The sequence below is a fragment of the Streptomyces sp. NBC_01381 genome (assembly GCF_026340305.1).
GTDB lineage: Bacteria > Actinomycetota > Actinomycetes > Streptomycetales > Streptomycetaceae > Streptomyces.
On the sequence record NZ_JAPEPI010000001.1, the window covers coordinates 2,386,768 to 2,407,474 of the forward strand.

The window sequence follows — 20,707 nt, forward strand, 5'->3', positions numbered from 1 at the left end:
CAAGCGACAGCCCGTAGGCCCGCCGCCCGCACCCGCGGTGCAGCGCATCCGCCTGCGCTACACCAAGCGCGGCCGCCTCCGGTTCACCAGCCACCGTGACTTCCAGCGCGCCTTCGAGCGGGCGCTGCGCCGCGCCGAGGTGCCCATGGCGTACTCGGCGGGGTTCACCCCGCACCCGAAGGTGTCGTACGCCAATGCCGCACCCACCGGCACGGGCAGTGAGGCCGAATACCTGGAGATCGCACTCACCGAGCAGCGTGACCCCGACAAGCTGCGCGAGCTGCTCGACGAGTCGATGCCGGTCGGACTCGACATCATCGACGCCGTCGAGTCGCACACCTCCGGGCTCGCCGACCGGCTCACCGCGTCCATCTGGGAGCTGCGCCTCGACGGCGTGGAGCCCGTGGACGCCGAGCGGGCCGCCGAGGCCTTCCGGGCGGCTTCGAGCGTCGAGGTCCAGCGCCGCACGAAGAACGGCATGCGGACGTTCGACGCCCGCGAGGCCGTCGTGAGTCTCCAGGCGGTCGCGGCGGACGAAGCGCTTGCTCACGACACTGATAGGCCGACCGACCAGCCCTGTGCGATACTGCGGCTGGTTGTTCGGCACGTGACACCTGCCGTACGACCCGACGACGTCCTGTCCGGTCTCCGAGCTGTGGCCGACCTGGCGCCGCCGGTCCCCGCAGCGGTGACCAGGCTGGCGCAGGGGCTCCTTGACGAAGAGACCGGCACGGTGACCGACCCGCTCGCGCCCGACCGCGAGGCAGCCACCGCCCCACCTGTGAACGAAGGGGCAGCCGCTGCCGCCGCGAAGGCGTCGGCGCCGGAAGGTCCCGCGTAGGGACACGTCGTAGCGCAGCCCTCGTACTCGGGAGCCACCTGGGTCGGGCAGCGCACTGACCGAGACTTTCGCCAGGCCGTTCGCATTTGGGCGTACGGAACCGGCGAGACAGACACATAGAGCTCCCGTGCGGCGCCCACGCCCCCGGATGGCGGCCCCGCGTAGGACATAGCGAGGGCCGCGGACATCACCGGACCAGGCGCGGCGCCCGGGGGCCTGACGGGAGAACCGCCCGCATGCTTGAGCCGAACGAACCCACTGAGGGCTCGGACAACAACACCCCCAGCGACACCTTGCCGCCGCGCCGCAGGCGCCGTGCGGCGTCGCGTCCCGCGGGCCCGCCCGCGGGTACCGCCAAGGCCTCGGCGCCGGCCATACCGGCCGCCCCCGCCGCCGATGAGACCGAAGAGACCACCGACGAGGCCGTAGCGGCCGACGCGGTGGCCGAGCCCGCCCCGCGTACGCGCCGTCGCGCCACCCGCCGCGCCTCCGCACCCGCGGGTGCGCCGCAGACCGCAGAGGCCGAGGCCCCCGCCGCCGAGCCCGCGAAGACCGAGCCGGCGAAGACCGAGGACGAGGCCGAGGAGGCCGCTCCGGCCGCCGCACGTCCGCGTCGCCGTGCGACGCGCCGCGCCTCCGCACCGGCCGGTGCGCCGCAGGCCGCCGTCGAGACGCCCGCCGCCGAGCCCGCCGCCGCGCAGGACGAGGAGCCCGTGACCGCCGCCGAGCCCGAGCCGCAGCCGGAGGCCGGTGACGCCGCCCCGCGCCGCGCCCGCCGCCGCGCGACCCGCTCCACGTCCGCGCCCGCCGCCGAGGCCGCACCTGCCGCCGAGGCCGCGCCCGTGGCGGAGCCGAAGGCCGCCGAGAGCGCGGCCGCCGAGCCCGCCGAGGACGAGGCGCCCCGTGGCCGCAGGCCCCGTCGCGCCACCCGCAAGGCCGCCGCCGGTTTCTCGGCGCCCGCCCCGCAGAAGACCCGCAAGGCGCAGGCCGACGCCGACGAGGACTCCGGCCGGAAGCCCGCGCGGCCCGCCGTGGCCGTCTTCCAGGCGCCGGTGTTCGCCGAGCCGATGTTCCAGACCCCGGAGCGCGCGGCCGCCGCTGCCGCCGCCGCGCAGGCCGAGGAGCCCGTCGAGGAAGAAGAGGTCGAGGCCGAGCCCGTCGCCGCGCCCGTGGCGGAGGAGGAGACGGGACCGCGCCGTCGCCGCCGCCGTCGGGCCGCCGACGAGCAGCCCGCCGCCGAGCGCGAGCCGGCCAAGGCCGCGCCCAAGGCCGAGGAGCCTGCGGAGGAGCCCGCCGAGGCGGAGGCCGAAGCCGAGGACACCGGCGACAGCGATGACGCCGAGGACGCCGGTGAGCGCCACGGCCGCCGTCGCCGTCGTGGTGGCCGTCGCCGCCGCCGCGGTGAGTCCGCCGACGCCGAGGGCGAGCAGCAGGACACCGAGTCCGACGAGGGTGCCGAGCAGGCGGACCAGGACGCCGAGGCCGAGTCCGACGCCGAGCAGGCCGAGGAGAACGGCGCCGAGGACAACGGATCGGGTGCCGGTTCCAGCAGCAGCCGTCGCCGTCGCCGCCGTCGTCGCCGTGCCGGTGACTCCGGCGAGGCCGAGTCCGCCGCCGACGGCGACCCGGAGCGTACGGTCGTGAAGGTCCGTGAGCCGCGCAAGAAGGAAGAGCGCGAGCCCGGCACCGGCGCCGACGAGGTCCAGTCCATCAAGGGCTCGACCCGCCTCGAGGCAAAGAAGCAGCGCCGCCGCGAGGGCCGCGAGCAGGGCCGTCGCCGCGTCCCGATCATCACCGAGGCCGAGTTCCTCGCCCGTCGCGAGGCCGTCGAGCGCGTGATGGTCGTCCGCCAGAACGGCGAGCGCACCCAGATCGGCGTCCTTGAGGACAACGTGCTCGTCGAGCACTACGTAAACAAGGAGCAGGCCACCTCGTACGTCGGCAACGTCTACCTGGGCAAGGTCCAGAACGTGCTGCCGTCCATGGAGGCCGCGTTCATCGACATCGGCAAGGGCCGCAACGCGGTGCTCTACGCCGGTGAGGTCAACTTCGAGGCCCTTGGCATGGCCAACGGCCCGCGCCGCATCGAGTCGGCCCTGAAGTCCGGCCAGTCGGTCCTCGTGCAGGTCACCAAGGACCCGATCGGCCACAAGGGCGCCCGCCTGACCAGCCAGGTCTCGCTGCCGGGCCGCTACCTCGTGTACGTCCCCGAGGGCTCGATGACCGGCATCAGCCGCAAGCTGCCCGACACCGAGCGCGCGCGTCTGAAGACCATCCTTAAGAAGATCGTCCCCGAGGACGCGGGCGTCATCGTGCGCACCGCCGCCGAGGGCGCGAGCGAGGACGAGCTGCGCCGTGACGTCGAGCGTCTGCAGCAGCAGTGGGAAGAGATCCAGAAGAAGGCGAAGCAGACCTCGACGAGCTCGCCGAGCCTGCTGTACGGCGAGCCGGACATGACCGTCCGTGTCGTCCGCGACATCTTCAACGAGGACTTCTCCAAGGTCATCGTCAGCGGCGACGAGGCGTGGGACACCATCCACGGATACGTCGCGCATGTCGCGCCCGACCTGGCGGACCGCCTCTCGAAGTGGACCTCCGAGGTCGACGTCTTCGCGACGTACCGGATCGACGAGCAGCTCGCCAAGGCGCTCGACCGCAAGGTCTGGCTGCCCAGCGGCGGCTCGCTGGTGATCGACAAGACCGAGGCGATGATCGTCGTCGACGTCAACACCGGCAAGTTCACCGGCCAGGGCGGCAACCTCGAAGAGACCGTGACGAGGAACAACCTCGAAGCGGCCGAGGAGATCGTGCGCCAGCTGCGCCTGCGCGACCTGGGCGGCATCGTCGTCATCGACTTCATCGACATGGTCCTGGAGTCCAACCGGGACCTGGTCCTGCGGCGGCTGCTCGAATGCCTGGGCCGCGACCGTACGAAGCACCAGGTCGCCGAGGTCACCTCGCTGGGTCTCGTCCAGATGACCCGTAAGCGCGTCGGCCAGGGCCTCCTGGAGTCCTTCTCGGAGACCTGCGTCCACTGCAACGGCCGTGGCGTGATCGTGCACATGGAGCAGCCGACCTCCGCCGGTGGCGGCGGCAAGCGCAAGAAGCGCGGGCGCGGCGGCTCCGAGCAGCAGGACCACGCTCACGAGCACGAGGCCGTGGAGAGCACCGAGAGCGTCGAGACCGAGGCCGAGGTCGCCGCGGAGGTCGCCGCCCCGGTGGCGCTCCCCGAGCCGGAGTTCGTGCCCGACGAGGAGCTCTACAGCAGCGCGCACGAGGCCGAGGCCGCCGCTTCCCGTGGCCGTTCGCGGCGCCGGGCGACCCGGCGTGCGTCGGCTCCGGCCGGTGCCCCGAAGGCGGAGACCGCTCCCAGGTCGGAGCGGCGTGGCAGGTCGAAGGCCGCCAAGGCCGAGGCAGCGGCCGAGGCCGTGGCCGAGGTCGAGGTCGCTCCGGAGGCCGAGGCCCCCGTGGTCGAGGCCCCGGTCGTGGAAGCCCCGGTCGTCGAGGCCGAGGCACCTGCCGATGACGCCGCCCCGAAGGGACGTACGCGCCGTCGTGCGACCCGCAAGGCGACCTCGCCGGCCGGTTCGCCGAAGACCGCGCAGAGCGCCGAGCCGGAGGCCGCCGAGGTGATCGTCACCGAGGCGCCCAAGGCCGAGCCGGTCGCTGAGCCGGCCCCCGAGCCGGTCGTCGCCGAGGCCCCCGCCGACGCCGCCCCGGCCCGTCCGCGCCGCCGTGCGGTGCGCAAGGCCACGGCGCCGACCGCGTCCGAGGACGCTGCCTTCCTGGTCGTCCCGGCGCCGGAGAAGGCCGCTGAGAAGGCCGCCGAGAAGCCTGCCGAGCAGGTGGAGGCCGAGGCCCCCGCCGAGGAAGCGGCTCCGGCCAAGAAGGCGGCGCGCAAGACGGCCAAGAAGGCGACCGCGAAGAAGGCCGCCACCAAGAAGACCGCGGCCAAGAAGACGGCCGCCAAGAAGACGACGGCCAAGAAGGCGACGAAGAAGACCGCCGCGGCGGAGCAGACGCCGTCCGGTGTCAACGCCTCCGCGGGCGACGAGGGCTGACCCTCCGTCACGGTCCGCACGTACGCATGACCTTGTGCCCCCGGCACGGCGCATTCCGCCGAGCCGGGGGCACAGGCGTTCCCGCACGTCGCACAGGGTGGACGGACCTTCGTACGTAAGATCACTGAAGCGTCACGGCAGCCGCGTTCGTACCCCCGCCCTCTTGGAGCGCGGTGAAGTACCTGTAAAACTCATGCGGTTGATGAAGGAACACGCGAACGTGACGTTTGGGGAAACGTCGGGTTCGTGAAAGGGGAGGGGACCGCCGATGGCGCACAAGCGCCTGAGAGGCACGGGACGTCACCGTGCCGTGAAGCAGATCAAGGGCGGACGCCAGGCCGTCGCGCTGGCCACCGTCCTTTCGGCGGCGGGGATCCAGACCGTCAGCGCCATGGGCACGGCGGCCGCGGACACGCCGATGTGGACCGAGGGCCCGATCTTCAACGATCCGCTGGGCAGCACCGACGAGCAGTACGCGATCCGCACCCGCCTGATCGAGCTGACGAACTCCGCGGTGCCCGGCTCGACGATCAAGGTCGCGGTCTACCACGTATGGGAGGCCTCGGTCGTGGACGCGCTCGTGGCCGCCAAGGACCGCGGCGTCCGCGTACAGATCCTGCTCGACGAGTCGAGCAGGAGCGACCGCCCGGCGAACACGTCCTACAGCACGCTCGCCGCGGCGCTCGGCACCGACAAGAGCAAGCCGTCCTTCGTATCGCTCTGCCCGGCGGGCAAGTCCTGCCTGGGCGATCCCAAGTACGGCCAGTCGATCATGCACAACAAGTTCTGGCTGTTCTCGGAGGTCGAGGGGGCCAGGGACGTCGTCGTACAGACCACGTCGAACGCCACGCCGTCGGCGCACACGAAGTTCTTCAACGACGCGCTGGTGCTCCCGGACAACCCGACCATGTACGACGCGTACGCCGACTACTTCACCGACATGCTCGGCAAGGACTGGCGGAACTGGGACTACCGCACGGTCAGCAGCGGCCTCTACAAGGCGTACTTCTTCCCGCGCGCCGGCACGGTCAACGAGACCGACACGATGTACTCGGTCCTGAACAACGTGCAGTGCAATTACAAGGACGCGGCCGGGGTCACCCGGCACACCAAGGTCCGCGCCTCGATATTCAAGATCACCCGGCAGCAGATCGCCGACAAGCTCGTCTCCCTGAAGAAGGCCGGCTGCTCGGTGAGCATCGTCTACGCCGAGACCGACAGCGCCAAGAGCCAGGGCGGCACGCCCGGCACCTGGGAGGCGCTGCACAAGTCCGGCGGGCCTTCCGTGCGCTGCTTCAACGACGACCGGGACCCGCTGAACCCCGGCACCAAGCTCGTGACGCCCTACATCATCCACTCGAAGTACCTGCTCATCGACGGCGTGTACGACGGCAAGCGGAACAAGCTCTCCTTCACCGGCTCGCAGAACTACACGGCGCCCGCCCTGCGCGAGAACGACGAGGCGATCGTCAAGGTCGACGACGACTCGGTGCACGACGCGTACCGCTCGCACTTCGACCACGTACGCACCATCGCCTGGCCGGGCAGCGCCGACACCACCGACCTGTGCAAGGGCGTCAAGCCGCTGCCGCCGGACGGTGAGAAGACGACGACGTGAGGGGCGGTACGGGGCCGGTTTGACCCTTCCGGGCGGGCCCCGTAACCTTGACCGTCGGCGTGTTCCTATGCACCGCCACCCCCTGTAAACCTTTTCCTCCCGGCTTCGGGCTCGGGAGAGGCCGCCCGCTTTCGTGGGCGGCTGGACTGCGGGGGCACCGTTCCGAGCGAAAGAGAGATCCGCGTGTACGCCATCGTGCGCAGCGGTGGTCGCCAGCACAAGGTTGCTGTCGACGACATCGTTGAGGTTGACAAGATTCCCACCGCCAAGGTTGGCGACACGGTCGAGCTCTCGACCCTGCTCGTTGTCGACGGCGACGCCGTGACGAGCGACCCGTGGGTGCTTGCCGGTATCAAGGTCACGGCCGAGGTCGTGGACCACCACAAGGGCGCGAAGATCGACATCCTTCGCTACAAGAACAAGACCGGCTACCGCCGTCGCCAGGGTCACCGCCAGCAGTACACGGCGATCAAGGTCACCGGTATCCCCACGGCTGCGAAGTAAGGGACTGAGACAAGATGGCACACAAGAAGGGCGCATCGTCCACTCGGAACGGGCGCGATTCCAATGCTCAGCGGCTCGGTGTGAAGCGCTTCGGCGGTCAGACCGTCAACGCCGGTGAGATCCTGGTCCGCCAGCGCGGCACCCACTTCCACCCGGGCACGGGCGTCGGCCGCGGCAAGGACGACACCCTGTTCGCGCTGGACGCCGGTGCGGTGGAGTTCGGTACCCACCGTGGCCGCAAGGTCGTGAACATCGTTCCGGTCGCCTGAAACAGGCTTCTGTAGAACACGTTCTTCGCGAGGCGGACCTCACTTCCCGTACGGACTCCGTACGGGAAGCGGGTCCGCCTTTCGCGTGTTACACCTAGGGCATTTCGCCCTTGACATTCCGTACGTTTCTGGAGGCACATCCCATGACCACCTTCGTGGACCGCGTCGAGCTGCATGTCGCCGCGGGTAGCGGGGGCCACGGCTGTGCCTCCGTCCACCGTGAGAAGTTCAAGCCGCTCGGCGGCCCTGACGGTGGCAACGGCGGCCGTGGCGGTGACGTGATCCTGGTCGTCGACCAGTCGGTCACCACGCTGCTCGACTACCACCACTCGCCGCACCGCAAGGCCACCAACGGCATGCCCGGCGCCGGCGACAACCGCTCCGGCAAGGACGGCCAGGACCTCGTCCTGCCCGTGCCGGACGGCACCGTCATCCTCGACAAGGACGGCAACGTCCTCGCCGACCTGGTCGGCCAGGGCACGACGTACGTCGCGTCGCAGGGCGGCCGCGGCGGCCTCGGCAACGCGGCGCTCGCCTCGGCCCGCCGCAAGGCGCCGGGCTTCGCGCTGCTCGGTGAGCCGGGCGACGCGGGTGATGTCGTCCTGGAGCTCAAGACCGTCGCCGATGTCGCCCTCGTGGGTTACCCGAGCGCCGGCAAGTCCTCGCTGATCTCGGTCCTGAGCGCGGCCAAGCCGAAGATCGCGGACTACCCGTTCACGACGCTGGTCCCCAACCTCGGTGTGGTGACGGCCGGTGCGACCGTCTACACGATCGCCGACGTGCCCGGTCTGATCCCGGGCGCAAGCCAGGGCAAGGGCCTCGGCCTGGAGTTCCTGCGGCACGTCGAGCGGTGCAGCGTCCTGGTGCACGTCCTGGACACGGCGACCCTGGAGTCCGACCGTGACCCCGTCTCCGACCTCGACATCATCGAGGAGGAGCTGCGCCAGTACGGCGCGGGCCTGGAGAACCGTCCGCGCATCGTCGTCCTGAACAAGATCGACGTACCCGACGGACAGGACCTCGCGGAGATGGTCCGGCCCGACCTGGAGGCGCGCGGCTACCGCGTCTTCGAGGTGTCGGCGGTCGCCCACAAGGGCCTCAAGGAGCTGTCGTACGCGCTCGCCGAGGTGGTGGGCGCGGCCCGTGCGGCGAAGCCGAAGGAAGAGGCGACCCGCATCGTCATCCGGCCCAAGGCCGTGGACGACACGGGCTTCACCGTCACGCTCGGCGACGACGGCATCTACCGCGTGCGCGGCGAGAAGCCGGAGCGCTGGGTGCGCCAGACCGACTTCAACAACGACGAGGCCGTCGGCTACCTCGCGGACCGGCTGAACCGGCTCGGCGTCGAGGAAGCGCTGATGAAGGCGGGCGCGCGCACGGGCGACGGCGTCGCCATCGGCCCCGAGGAGAACGCGGTCGTCTTCGACTGGGAGCCGTCGGTCATGGCGGGCGCGGAGATGCTGGGCCGGCGTGGCGAGGACCACCGCCTGGAGGCGCCCCGTCCTGCCGCGCAGCGCCGCAAGGACCGGGACGCGGATCGGGATGACGCGGATGCGGAGTACGACGACTTCGAGCCGTTCTAGGCGGGAGCCGCGCCCCGTAGGGGCGCGGGGAACTGCGCGACAAGCCACGACGCACCCGCAGTCATGAACGTGAGAAGGGCCCCCGGAGCAAAAGCTCCGGGGGCCCTTCTCACGACCGGACGGTACTTACGCCGTCACAGAGTCCTCAGCACCGTTCTGCTCAGGAGTCGCCTCGGACTCCATTTCCTCCGCCGCGTCCTCCGCGGCCCGCTGGCCGGGGATTTCCGCGTCGATGCGGGTGGCCATCCGGAGCCGTCGCTCGTCGGCCTTGGCCGACAGGGCGAGCGTCGCCTCGTTGAAGCGGACCAGGGACGGCGGGTCCGAGGGGCCGAGGAGGTGCTCCTTGAGGGCGGCACGGGAGTCGGCGTGGATGTCCTTCTCCGGGGAGCGGACGGACTCCATCAGGGCCGGGACGTCCTCGGCGGTCGGCGTGAGGATCGCCGCGGCGCTCACCGTCGGGAAGCTCGTGCGGAAGTCCGCCTCGGACATGCCGGACGTGTTGGCGACGGCGTACGGCTTCTCGCTGAACAGCCAGTCCGAGACCACCGAGGAGACATCGCTGATCAGCAGGTCGGCCTGGTTGAAGCAGGAGAAGATCGCCGGACGCGCGGTCGTGATGATCTGGTGCTCCCACTCGGGGAACGAGGCCCAGTACGCCGCCTCCCAGGCCGCCGTCGCCTCGGCGACCGCGGTCTGCTGGTCACCGTCGGGCGTGCCCTGGAGCATCATCCGCTCCATCTCGTCCACGCCCTTGCGGAACGCGGTCGAGGTCAGCCTGTCGAGCTCCGCGGCACGCAGTTCGAGCTCGGCCGCGGCCTCCGGGCCGGGGCGGGAGCCGGAACGCCGGGCGGCGGCGTCGCGGATCATCGCCTTGATGCGCTCGTTGGCGGCGCCCGCGCGCGGGTCCTGCGAGCCGGTCATCGGGTGCGGCTTGTAGATGAGGCGTACGCCGTCGTCGGCGAGGAGGTTCCGGACGATGTTCTCGCCCGCGAGGGTCACCGACGTGTTGCCGGGGTTGCCGTCCCAGCCCTCCCAGGTGGGGGCGTACAGAACGGTCGAGTACGTGCCCTGGGGGGCGCCCGTGTACGGCAGGATCGGGGACAGCTGGGGGCGGCCGACCTCGACCACGTCCTTGTCCTCGACGCCGACGTCGGCGGCCTGGTAGCGGTCGCGGGCGGCGGGGCCCGCCACCCACACCTCGTCGTACGCCTTCGCGTACGGGTTGCAGGAGGACAGCTTGTCGCTCTCGCCGTGGTTGATGAAGGCGTGCTTGATCGTGGGGATGCGCAGGACCTGCGAGGTCTTCGCGGCGTTCGCCGGGTGCAGCATCATCTTCAGCGTCGAGGTCTCCAGGGAGAACATCGTCGCGACCTTCGGGAAGCAGATGATCGGGACGTCCGTCGCGTCGATCTTCTGCACCATGAACCGCTCACGCAGCACGATCAGCGGGTTGCCGTCGAGCCGGGAGAGCGTGGAGAGCCACATGTTGGCCTGGTACGCGGACGTCGTGCCGCCGGAGAAGTACATGGCGACGGTCGGCTGGTACTCGGCCAGCCACTCGTCGAGCCACTCCATGACCCGCTGGTCGTTCTTCGCGCGCTTCTTGGGAAGCAGCCAGGTGGCGAGGTAGATCGCGCCGATGCCCATCATGGCGATGGAGAGGCCGAGGCCGATGCCGCCCCAGTAGGCGTCCGTCGTGGCGGCGGTGATCACCAGGCCGACCGTGGTGGGGATCGAGAACGTCAGGAGGCGGTGTGCCTGGCGGCGGGCCAGGATCCGCGGAGGGGCCGCGGTCAGGTGCAGCGCGGAGGCGTCGATGTTCCGCGTGACGATCGGCAGCTGGCGGGTGCGGCGCACCAGTATGGCGGTGGCCTGGCAGCCGAAGTGCAGGAAGTAGAAGGCGAGCAGCGAGATCGTCAGCGGCGACTGCTCGGCCAGCGGCTCGATGCCGTCGATGCGCAGCAGGCCGACCAGGATCAGCATGTCGCGCAGGAGCTGCCGCACCGTGACGTCGAAGCGGATCTTGCCAAGGAGGGAGAGGAGCCCCGGCTGCTTGTACTGCAGATAGACGTCGAGCGCGAGGTTCGCTGCCGACGCGGCGACGAACACCGGGACATACGGGACCAGCGCGCTGACGAGCTGGGCCGTGAAGAGCGCGAACATCGAGAACAGCGCGGAGAGCTGTGCGATGCGGCGTGGGGCGAGTCCGGCAGAGGGCACGGGCTTGGGCTCCTGGCGGGGGATCGGGGCGATCGGGGGGATCGGATGGGGGAGGTCGACCACTGACCGTATGACGTGCGGCGGCTCTGTAGCAATCTTCCGTGACCACAATCACCGGATAAAGGGGCAAAGGTAACGGAACCCGAAGGGCTTGATTCCCCTCAGGGGCGGGGGTCCGCCCTTCGGAATGGGCGGGCACCGGCTGTCCGCACTCGCGTAGATTGCAGGTCCAAGCGCGCAGGGACCATTTGGGGTAGACGTGGCAGGGGCAAGGCAGGGCATCGCAGAGGCCCACAGGGTCGTCGTCAAGGTCGGGTCCTCGTCCCTGACCACCGCGGCGGGAGGTCTGGACGCCGACCGTGTCGACGCCCTCGTCGACGTGCTCGCCAAGAGCCGCAGCGGCGGCGAGCGCGAGATCGTGCTCGTCTCGTCCGGCGCCATCGCCGCCGGCCTGTCGCCGCTGGGGCTTCGCAGGCGGCCCAAGGACCTCGCGCGGCAGCAGGCGGCCGCCAGCGTCGGCCAAGGCCTTCTCGTGGCCCGCTACACCGCTTCCTTCGCGCGTTACGGCGTACGCGTCGGGCAGGTGCTCCTCACCTCCGACGACATGGCGCGGCGCGCGCACCACCGCAACGCCTCGCGCACCCTCGACCAGCTCCTGGCGATGGGCGCGCTGCCCGTGGTGAACGAGAACGACACCGTGGCGACCGACGAGATCCGCTTCGGCGACAACGACCGGCTCGCCGCCCTCGTCGCCCATCTGGTCCGCGCCGACCTGCTGGTGCTGCTCTCCGACGTGGACGGCCTCTACGACGGTGACCCGGCCAGGCCGGGCACCTCCCGGCTCTCCGAGGTCACAGGGCCCGCCGACATGGCGCACGTCCAGATCGGCAGCGCGGGCAAGGCGGGCGTCGGCACCGGCGGCATGGTCACCAAGGTCGAGGCTGCGGGGATCGCCGCGGCCGCCGGGATCCCGGTGGTCCTGACCTCCGCGAGCCAGGCCGCGGACGCCCTCGCGGGCCGCGACACGGGGACGTACTTCCACCGCACGGGACGCCGCTCCGCCGACCGTCTCCTGTGGCTGCAGCACGCATCCGAGCCGCAGGGCGCGCTCACTCTCGACGAGGGGGCGGTGCGCGCGGTGGTCGAGGGGCGCAAGTCGCTGCTGCCCGCCGGCATCGCTGCCGTCGAGGGCGACTTCTCCGCGGGCGACCCGGTGGAGCTGCGGGACGCCGGGGGGCGAGCCGTGGCGCGCGGCCTGGTGAACTTCGACGCCAAGGAGCTGCCGCAGCTGCTCGGACGTTCCACGCGGGAGCTCGCGCGGGAGCTCGGACCGGCGTACGAGCGGGAGGTCGTGCACCGCGACGACCTGGTCCTGCTGCACCACTAGCCCCTCGCGAGCCCCCCCGGGCGGTCCGTGGTTCCGCCGTACCAGCAGCCACAGAAGCCTCCGGGGGCCTCGGCCGAAAACAGGCGCGAACGCCCCGCGCCGACCGGCCCCTGCGAGGTGAAACTCCCCAAAACCGCCCCGCGGGGGCGCTTGGCCTGCTCAACTTTGTTCCAGACACTTCCGCACGACCGTTGCGTATCGGCACCACCATTGAGTAAAGGAGGCCGTCGTGAGACGAGTGCGCCCAGGGGCGGCGTCCCGCGGGTCGGCCGAGCGGGCCCTGACGAGCGTCGCCGCGGGGGCGACGTACGCAGGTGGCACGCGAGCGGCGGGCGAGAGGGACGGGACGGATGAGCGGCCCGAGACGGACGAGAGGGAGGGCGAGACGGTGGAGGCGCCCCGTCTGTGGCACGTCACGCTGAGCGTCTCGGGAGCCGAGGCCCCCCTCAAGGAGGTCCGACGCGGCCTCGAACAACTCGCCCACGACCATCCCTTTCTGCTGACCAGCAGGTACGCGCCCGACCACGCGGAGATCCGCTACTGGGAAGAGGCCAGGGACCTGCACGACGCGGCCGCCGTCGCGCTGCGCCTCTGGGGCGAGCACCGGCAGAGCGCGCAGCTCCCGCCGTGGGAGATCGTGGGGCTCGAAGTGATCGACCGCGACACCTACCACCAGCGGATCGCGGAAGGGTACGGCCCGCTGCCCGCGACCCCGGTGGGCGTCCACCCTTTTTGAGCCGTCGTGGGCTCGAGCCGTCGTGAGCACCGTGGTCTCGGCTGCTGAAACGAGGGGTGGACCGCGCCCGCCGCGCATTACCCTGCGGGCATGACGTCCCTCTCGCCCGTCTCGCCCTACGACAACCTCTCGCCGGTCGCCCAGGCCGCCTACCGCGCCCGCGGCGCCGCCGCCACGCTCGCGCCACTGCCGCGCGCCGCCAAGGACGACGCGCTGCTCGCGATCGCCGACGCGCTCGAGGTGCGCACCGCCGAGATCGTCGAGGCCAACGGCAAGGACACCACGCGCGCGCGCGAGGCCGGCACCAGCGAGTCGATCGTCGACCGGCTCACGCTCACCCCGGAGCGGGTCCGCGCCATCGCCGCCGACGTGCGCGACGTGGCCGCGCTGCCCGACCCGGTCGGCGAGGTCGTCCGCGGCTCGACGCTCCCCAACGGCATCGACCTGCGCCAGGTCCGCGTCCCGCTCGGCGTCGTCGGGATCATCTACGAGGCCCGTCCGAACGTCACCGTGGACGCGGCCGCCCTCTGCCTCAAGTCCGGCAACGCGGTGCTGCTGCGCGGCTCGTCATCGGCGTACGAGTCGAACACGGCGCTCGTGCGGGTGCTGCGCGACGCGGTGCACGGCGCCGGACTTCCCGCCGACGCCGTCCAGCTCGTCCCGGGTGAAAGCCGAGACTCCGTACGGGAGTTGATGCGCGCCCGCGGCCTCGTCGACGTGCTCATCCCGCGCGGCGGCGCCTCGTTGATCAAGACCGTCGTCGAGGAGTCCATCGTCCCGGTCATCGAGACCGGCACCGGCAACTGCCATGTCTACGTGGACGCGAAGGCCGACATCGACATGGCCGTCGACATCCTGATCAACTCCAAGGCGCAGCGCCCCAGCGTCTGCAACGCCGCCGAGACGCTGCTCGTGCACGCGGACATCGCCGACGCGTTCCTGCCGCGCGCCCTGGACGCGCTGGCCGATGCGGGCGTCACCGTGCACGCGGACGAGCGTGTGCTCACCTACGCCGACGCGTCCAAGGCCACCGTCGTGCCGGCGACCACCGAGGACTGGGAGACCGAGTACCTCTCGTACGACATCGCTGCGGGCATCGTCGACTCCCTGGAGCAGGCCGTCGAGCACATCCGGCTGTGGACCTCGGGGCACACGGAGGCCATCGTCACCACCTCGCAGCAGGCCGCGCGCCGCTTCACGCAGCTCGTGGACTCCACGACGGTCGCCGTGAACGCCTCCACGCGCTTCACGGACGGCGGCCAGTTCGGCTTCGGCGCCGAGATCGGCATCTCCACGCAGAAGCTGCACGCCCGTGGGCCGATGGGGCTGCCCGAGCTGACCTCGACGAAGTACATCGTCACCGGCGACGGCCACATCCGCTGAAGCCGCCCCCGCGGAGCATCGGCTGAATTCCCGTACCGCCTGCCCAGATTGCCCCTTCCGGGGCTACGCTGGAAGGGTGCCGGAGGACGTGGGGGGCACGCCGTCGTTTCCTGACGGCGGGGAGCCCGACGACGACCGCGACCGCGGGGGTGCGGACGAAGAGTTCGCCTCCGTGGTCTTCGACGAGGACTTCGTCAAGGCCGCCGAGGTCCATGAACCGACCGCGGTGGAGCGGCTGTTGGCCGCCGCCCAGGCGCGCGCCGAGGCCTCCGAGGCCGAGGCCCGCCGGGCCCGCACCCGTGGTCCAGGACGCGAATCGCCGGACGACGACTTCTATGAAGACGGCTTCGGCCCGGACGACGGCGGAGAGTTCGGCCACGACCCCGACCTCGACGACGTCTACGACCGTGACTTCGCGCAGGACGGCTACGGCCGGCCTGGCGGCTACACCGGCCAGGCCCGCTGGCACCGCCCCGTCGCCTGGATGCTCGCCCTCCTGATGGGCATCGGCATGGTCGCGCTCGCCTTCACCGCGGTCTACCGAGGAGCCTCGTCGGGCCGCCAGGACCGCATCCCGCCGCCCGTATCGACGGAGCCATCGGCCTCCGCGGAGTACGGCCAGCCGCCCGTCTCGGCGGCGCCGCGCACCCCGTAGGAACTTGTCAGAAGTTGTCGCGCACCAGCGCGTTTACCTGACAGCCAGGAGACCTACCCTGAAAGTATGGCCGGGCCAGGAGAACCACCTGAGGGGACACCCGAGGGCGCTCCCGCCGGTGGCGAGGACGAGTACCGATCCGTCGTCTTCGACGAGTCGTTCGTCCGCGCCGCACGGCTCCAGGAGTACTCCGCGCAGGAGCGCATGGGTGATCACGCACGTGCGGTGCGCCGCCGCCCCGCCGCGGCCCGCAGGAACTACTCGAAGCAGGCCGTGATCCTCGTCCTGCTGATCGCCGTCGCCTTCGGCACCGCGATCTACATGGGCGTACGCCACCCGTATCAGGCCCCGGTCGCGCAGCGCCCCGAACCGCTGCGGATGACGGTCATACCGCTCGCCCCGCAGGGAGTCGTGCCCGGCGCCGAGAAGCCCGCCGAGCTGTACGCGCACAGCCCCGCCGCGCAGTTCCGGGTGGGCGCGTCCGGCATCAACCTGCCCTCGTCGCGCGGCACTTCACACTTCTCGGACGGTCAGGTCATGACCGCCCTGACCACCGCCAAGGACTATCTCGTCGAGTCCTCGCTCGACCCGGACGTGCTCACCGGCGGCACCGTGCGGTCCGCGCGGATCCTGCTCGACCCGCAGCAGCTCGACCAGTTCGACCAGAGCTTCGCCCACCCCGCCGCGGACGGGCGGCACGCGCCCACCGGCTGGCTGGTGCGGTTCGACCCGACGAAGGTCGCCCTGGCCTCGCCCGGCATCCGCGTCCAGGGCTCGCTGCACGCCACCGAGACCGACAAGAACACCCTCGAGGTGACCTCGGACCACACCTTCGTCTACGCCCTGCGGCCCGTCGGCAAGGAGGCCAAGGACGCCGAGGACGAGCACGCCAAGGCCTCGCTGTTCACCGTCCGCCGCGAGCTGCAGTTCCGCTTCGACCGCGACGACCTGCGGATGCGCCAGACCGAGCTGATCGTCTCGTACACGCAGGCAGGACCGCTCACCTGCTCCGCGGACGCCGCGAACCAGCTGCGCCCGCTGCTCGCCGGGCAGAAGGCGAAGGCAGGCGGCCCCGCGGGCACCGATCCGTACGCGACGGGGGATGCCACGGCGCTGTGCGGGTCGCTCGCGGCGACCGCCCAGCCTTCGCTGTGAGGGGTGGCTGTGAGGGCTACTTGTCCTCGGTGGGGCCGCGGTCCTGCCCGCTCTGCCCGCCTTGCCCGCCGCCCCCGGTGAACTTCCCGCGCAGCTTGCCGCCCAGGTCGCCCGCGCCGCCCGCGATGTCGTTGACCAGCTTCATCAGCGGGTCCTTGCTCTGCCGCACGTCGTCCGCGTAGCTGGATGCGGACTGGCGGAAGGAGTCCGAGACCGAGGTGTCCTTGTCCTCGTCGCGGCGCGGGTAGTGGCCGTCCATGATCCGCTGGTAGTCGCGGGTCTCGGCCCACTTCTTCAGCTCGGCGGCGCGCACGGTGGTGAAGGGGTGCGTACGCGGCAGCATGTTCAGGATCTTCAGTACGGAGTCGCGCAGGTCGCCCCCGGCCTCGTACTCCGCGGCCTGCTCCAGGAACGCGTCCACGTTCATCTCGTGCAGGTGGTTGCCGCCCGCGATCTTCATCAGGCCGCGCATCGACGCTTTGAGGTCCTGGCCCACCAGGAGCCCCGCGCGGTCCGCCGACAGCTCGGACTTGCGGAACCACTCGCGCAGGGCGGTGACGATCGCCATGATCGCCACATTGCCGAGCGGGATCCACGCCACCTTGAGCGCGAGGTTGGTGAGGAAGAGCAGTATCGTCCGGTACACCGAGTGGCCGGACAGCGCGTGCCCCACCTCGTGGCCGATGACCGCCCGCATCTCCTCCTCGTCGAGCAGCTCGACCAGGCCCGTGGTCACCACGATGATCGGCTCGTCGAGGCCGATGCACATCGCGTTCGGGTTCGGGTCCTGGTTCACGTACATCGGCGGGACCTTCTCCAGGTCCAGGATGTAACAGGCGTCCCGCAGCATGGTGTTGAGGTGCGCGAACTGTGCGTCGGAGACCCGTACGGAGTCCGAAAGGAAGAGCAGCCGCAGGCTCCGCTCGGGGAGCAGCCCGCTGAGGGCCTTGAAGACCGTGTCGAAGCCGCTGAGCTTGCGCAGGGCCACCAGGGCCGAGCGGTCCGCCGGGTGTTCGTACGCCCGTGACGAGATGCCGGGGAAGCGCCTGCGCTGCCGGCTCGGCACGTTCTCGTGACCGCTGTCTTCTTGGCCGCCGTTCGCGTGGCCGTGGTCGTTGTCGTCGGTCATGCCCCATCCCCCATGCTCGTCCAGTCATGCCCCCGAGGTGGGTCCCAGCGTAGGCGGAGTTACCGTGACAGGGCAGCACAGCGAATGGAGTCGTCCGTCATGTCGTCCGTCATGGAGCACAGCGCCGCAGCCCACCACTGGGTCACGGAGGCGGCAGACCTGGCCGCCAAGGAGCAGGGGGCGGGCAATCTGCTCCGCGTTGTGCTGATCGTCATGGTCGTCGGCTGTGTCCTGGTGGGGTGGTTCCTGCTCCGGGGATACAAGCAGGGTCAGGACGAGGTCCCGGGCGAGAGTCAGGGCGAGGAGCGCGCCGAGCGGGACGGCTGAGTCGGCGTGAGCTCCGCCGTGGCCCCCGCATACGATGGCCCGGAAGTCTTTATGTCCATCCCACCCCCGGATAGGTCCTGCCTGAGATGAGCCTCCACAGCACCGCCGCCCAGCTGGTCACTCTCGCCTCCGAGGGCGGCGAGCACGGCGGCAACCACGAAAGCCTCAACCCTCTCATCACCGGCGGCGGCGCGTTCGTCGCGCTGCTCCTGCTCCTGTGGATCACCACGCGCTTCAACCGGGACCGCTGAGCGGTCCCGCTGAACGGACGCTGAAACGGAGCCCGTCCGCCGGGCCGGTAGGGTCTGCACGCATGGGAGAGCAGGACATGCCTACCGGTCCCGGTACCGGCCCGGCCAGCAAGGGCAAGCGTCGCCTGGGCGTCATGGGCGGAACGTTTGACCCGATCCACCACGGACACCTGGTGGCGGCCCAGGAGGTCGCCGCGCAGTTCCACCTCGACGAGGTGGTGTTCGTGCCGACCGGGCAGCCGTGGCAGAAGAGCGACAAGGTGGTGTCCCCGGCCGAGGACCGCTATCTGATGACGGTCATCGCGACTGCCGAGAACCCCCAGTTCTCGGTGAGCCGCATCGACATCGACCGCGGCGGACCGACGTACACCACGGACACGCTGCGCGATCTGCGCACGCTCAACCCGGACACGGACCTCTTCTTCATCACGGGCGCCGACGCCCTCGGCCAGATCCTGACCTGGCGCTACACGGAGGAGCTCTTCTCCCTGGCGCACTTCATCGGGGTCACCCGGCCCGGCCACACACTGGCCGACCCCGGACTTCCCGAAGGCGGCGTCTCCCTTGTGGAGGTGCCCGCTCTCGCCATCTCGTCCACGGACTGCCGTGCACGGGTCGCCAAGGGGGACCCCGTCTGGTACCTGGTGCCGGACGGTGTGGTGCGTTATATCGACAAGCGCGAGCTGTACCGCGGCGACTGAGCCGAGAGGGGCACCGGTGAACGACCGACAGTACGACCCGTACGCGGGCGGCGACCCGTATGCGGGCGAGTACGCGGCTGACCAGTACCAGGTCGTCGGGTACGACGAGTACGGGCAGCCGGTGTACCAGCAGGTGCAGCCCTCGGCTTCGTACGACCAGTACGGGGCTCAGCAGCAACAGGCTCCGCGGCAACAGCAGCAACAGCAGCCGCAGCAGCCGCAGGGCTACGGCTACGACCCGTACGCGACGGGGCAGCAGCCTCCCGTGCCGCCGTACGACTCCGGGGCGTACGACACCGGTTCGTACCCGCCGTACGGCCAGCAGCAGGCGCCGCAGCAGCAACCGCAGCAGGCCCCCCAGCAGACCCAGACCGGCTGGATCCCGCAGCAGCAACAGCCTCCGCGGCAGCCCCCGGAGGCCGTACCGCCGCAGCCGCAGCCGCAGCCGCGGCGGCCGGCGCCCGAGCGTGAACGCGAGCGTGCGTACGAGACGCAGCAGTTCTCGTTCATCGAGGAGCCGGACGAGGAATCCGAAGACGTCATCGACTGGCTGAAGTTCACCGAGAGCCGCACCGAGCGGCGCGAGGAGGCCAAGCGGCGCGGGCGTTCCCGGGTCGTCGCGCTGATCGTGGTGTTCGCGCTCGTCATCGCGGGCGGCGTCGGCTACCTCTGGTACGCGGGCAAGCTGCCCGGTCTCTCGGACGACAAGACCGGTGGCGGCGGCGCCGCGGCAGGACCGCAGAACCGCGACGTGATCGTCGTCCACCTGCACAACACCAAGGGCGGCGGCACCTCCACCGCGCTCCTGGTGAACAACACCACCGCCAAGCGCGGCACCACCGTGCTGCTGCCCAACTCCCTCTCCGTGACGGACGACGACGGTACGGGGACGACCCTGGGCAAGTCGGTCGACGACGACGGCTCGACCGGCACGCGCGAGTCGATCGACGCGCTGCTCGGCACCCAGGTCGAGGGCACCTGGCGCCTCGACACCCCCTACCTGAACAACCTCGTCGAGCTCGTCGGCAACATCGACATCGACACGAACGCCAATGTCCCCGACCCCAAGGCGAAGAAGGGCGAGGCCCCGCTCGTCAAGAAGGGCGAGCAGCAGACCCTGAGCGGCCCGATGGCCGTCGCGTACGCCACCTACCGGGCGTCCGGCGAGTCCGAGACGGACCAGCTCGGCCGGTTCGGCGCGGTCATGCAGGGCGTCCTGCGGAAGCTGTCATCCGACCCGCAGGCCGCGACGACCACCGTGCAGTCGCTCGCCCAGATCCTGGACCCCTCGCTCAAGGAGAAGGACCTGGGCGCCTTCCTCGCCAAGCTCGCCGACCGCGCCAAGGGCGGCGACTACGCCACCCAGCTGCTCCCGGTCCAGCAGGACGGGACGCTGTCGGAGAAGACCGGCGAGAGCGTGGTCGAGAACGTCCTGGGCGGCGCGGTCAAGAGCCCGGACAAGGACGCGGCCGTGCGGGTCGGCGTCAAGAACGCCTCCGGGACCAAGGGCGCGGGACAGGACGCACGGATCTCCCTGGTCAACGGCGGTTACACCTTCGTCGACAGTGGCGCGGGCTCGGTCGCCCAGGCGGCGTCGCAGGTCACGTACGCCGACACGGCCAAGAAGACGCAGGCCGCCGAGGTCGCCAAGACCCTCGGCCTGCCGGAGAGCGCGGTCCGCAAGGGCAAGACCGCACCGAACGCGGATGTCTCGGTGGTGCTCGGCCAGGACTACAAGACGGGCTGAGACGAGCGCTGTCCGCTGCGTCGCCCCGGCCGGGAACACCGCCGGGGTGACGCAGCAGACAGGGTGATCGAAAAAACGCCGGGGGTGCTGTCGGCGGTCCGTGAGACCCTTGGTGAGGTATTGCCCTCCGAAGGAAAGCT

17 protein-coding genes are annotated in these 20,707 nt (G+C 70.8%); 15 read left to right on the top strand and 2 right to left on the bottom strand.

Annotated features, from left to right (window positions below):
- The first annotated feature begins 37 nt into the window (after positions 1–37).
- The 6 genes from OG453_RS11305 (at position 38) to obgE (ending at position 8,876) form a co-directional block, all read left to right on the top strand.
- Positions 38–841: a TIGR03936 family radical SAM-associated protein gene (locus tag OG453_RS11305; protein WP_266867005.1), complete on the top strand. Its 804-nt coding sequence runs from the start codon at positions 38–40 to the stop codon at positions 839–841.
- 236 nt (positions 842–1,077) lie between these two features.
- On the top strand, positions 1,078–4,902 hold the full coding sequence (locus OG453_RS11310; RefSeq protein ID WP_266867007.1) for an Rne/Rng family ribonuclease: 3,825 nt from the start codon (positions 1,078–1,080) through the stop codon (positions 4,900–4,902).
- A gap of 268 nt (positions 4,903–5,170) precedes the next feature.
- Positions 5,171–6,520 carry a phospholipase D-like domain-containing protein gene (locus OG453_RS11315; RefSeq protein ID WP_266867009.1) on the top strand — a complete coding sequence of 450 codons (1,350 nt, stop codon included), beginning with the start codon at positions 5,171–5,173 and terminating at the stop codon, positions 6,518–6,520.
- 183 nt (positions 6,521–6,703) lie between these two features.
- Complete coding sequence (rplU, locus tag OG453_RS11320; protein ID WP_223774625.1) at positions 6,704–7,024, top strand: 50S ribosomal protein L21; 321 nt, start codon at positions 6,704–6,706, stop codon at positions 7,022–7,024.
- Between the two features lie 14 nt (positions 7,025–7,038).
- Positions 7,039–7,293, top strand: a complete 255-nt coding sequence (rpmA, locus tag OG453_RS11325) for a 50S ribosomal protein L27 (RefSeq protein ID WP_030362615.1) — start codon at positions 7,039–7,041, stop codon at positions 7,291–7,293.
- A gap of 143 nt (positions 7,294–7,436) precedes the next feature.
- The gene (gene obgE / locus OG453_RS11330) at positions 7,437–8,876 is read left to right on the top strand and encodes a GTPase ObgE (protein WP_266867013.1); all 1,440 of its coding nucleotides are present in this window, start codon (positions 7,437–7,439) and stop codon (positions 8,874–8,876) included.
- A gap of 126 nt (positions 8,877–9,002) precedes the next feature.
- Here the strand turns inward: obgE and OG453_RS11335 are convergent, their stop codons facing one another.
- Positions 9,003–11,096, bottom strand: coding sequence for a hypothetical protein (locus OG453_RS11335; RefSeq protein ID WP_266867015.1), 2,094 nt, complete (start codon positions 11,094–11,096; stop codon positions 9,003–9,005).
- A 259-nt stretch (positions 11,097–11,355) separates the two neighbouring features.
- Here OG453_RS11335 and proB point away from each other — a divergent pair, with 259 nt between their 5' ends.
- The 5 genes from proB (at position 11,356) to OG453_RS11360 (ending at position 16,412) form a co-directional block, all read left to right on the top strand.
- Positions 11,356–12,483, top strand: a complete 1,128-nt coding sequence (gene proB, locus OG453_RS11340; protein WP_266867017.1) for a glutamate 5-kinase — start codon at positions 11,356–11,358, stop codon at positions 12,481–12,483.
- A gap of 229 nt (positions 12,484–12,712) precedes the next feature.
- Positions 12,713–13,219 carry a hypothetical protein gene (locus OG453_RS11345; RefSeq protein WP_266867019.1) on the top strand — a complete coding sequence of 169 codons (507 nt, stop codon included), beginning with the start codon at positions 12,713–12,715 and terminating at the stop codon, positions 13,217–13,219.
- A 90-nt stretch (positions 13,220–13,309) separates the two neighbouring features.
- Complete coding sequence (locus OG453_RS11350; protein WP_266867020.1) at positions 13,310–14,602, top strand: glutamate-5-semialdehyde dehydrogenase; 1,293 nt, start codon at positions 13,310–13,312, stop codon at positions 14,600–14,602.
- A 76-nt stretch (positions 14,603–14,678) separates the two neighbouring features.
- Positions 14,679–15,257: a hypothetical protein gene (locus OG453_RS11355; RefSeq protein WP_266867021.1), complete on the top strand. Its 579-nt coding sequence runs from the start codon at positions 14,679–14,681 to the stop codon at positions 15,255–15,257.
- Between the two features lie 66 nt (positions 15,258–15,323).
- Positions 15,324–16,412 carry a hypothetical protein gene (locus tag OG453_RS11360; RefSeq protein WP_266867023.1) on the top strand — a complete coding sequence of 363 codons (1,089 nt, stop codon included), beginning with the start codon at positions 15,324–15,326 and terminating at the stop codon, positions 16,410–16,412.
- A gap of 16 nt (positions 16,413–16,428) precedes the next feature.
- Here the strand turns inward: OG453_RS11360 and OG453_RS11365 are convergent, their stop codons facing one another.
- The gene (locus OG453_RS11365) at positions 16,429–17,541 is read right to left on the bottom strand and encodes a M48 family metallopeptidase (RefSeq protein WP_266867025.1); all 1,113 of its coding nucleotides are present in this window, start codon (positions 17,539–17,541) and stop codon (positions 16,429–16,431) included.
- 111 nt (positions 17,542–17,652) lie between these two features.
- On the opposite strand from OG453_RS11365, the gene OG453_RS11370 reads away from it, so the two are divergent.
- The 4 genes from OG453_RS11370 to OG453_RS11385 all read left to right on the top strand — a co-directional run bounded on the left by OG453_RS11370 (position 17,653) and on the right by OG453_RS11385 (position 20,567).
- Positions 17,653–17,868, top strand: coding sequence for a hypothetical protein (locus tag OG453_RS11370; RefSeq protein ID WP_266869807.1), 216 nt, complete (start codon positions 17,653–17,655; stop codon positions 17,866–17,868).
- A gap of 86 nt (positions 17,869–17,954) precedes the next feature.
- The gene (locus OG453_RS11375) at positions 17,955–18,119 is read left to right on the top strand and encodes a hypothetical protein (RefSeq protein ID WP_266867027.1); all 165 of its coding nucleotides are present in this window, start codon (positions 17,955–17,957) and stop codon (positions 18,117–18,119) included.
- Positions 18,120–18,181: 62 nt separating this feature from the next.
- Positions 18,182–18,820 (top strand): nicotinate-nucleotide adenylyltransferase, encoded by a 639-nt coding sequence (nadD, locus tag OG453_RS11380; protein ID WP_266867029.1) that lies wholly within the window; start codon positions 18,182–18,184, stop codon positions 18,818–18,820.
- Between the two features lie 16 nt (positions 18,821–18,836).
- Positions 18,837–20,567, top strand: a complete 1,731-nt coding sequence (locus tag OG453_RS11385) for an LCP family protein (protein WP_266867031.1) — start codon at positions 18,837–18,839, stop codon at positions 20,565–20,567.
- Positions 20,568–20,707: the final 140 nt, after the last annotated feature.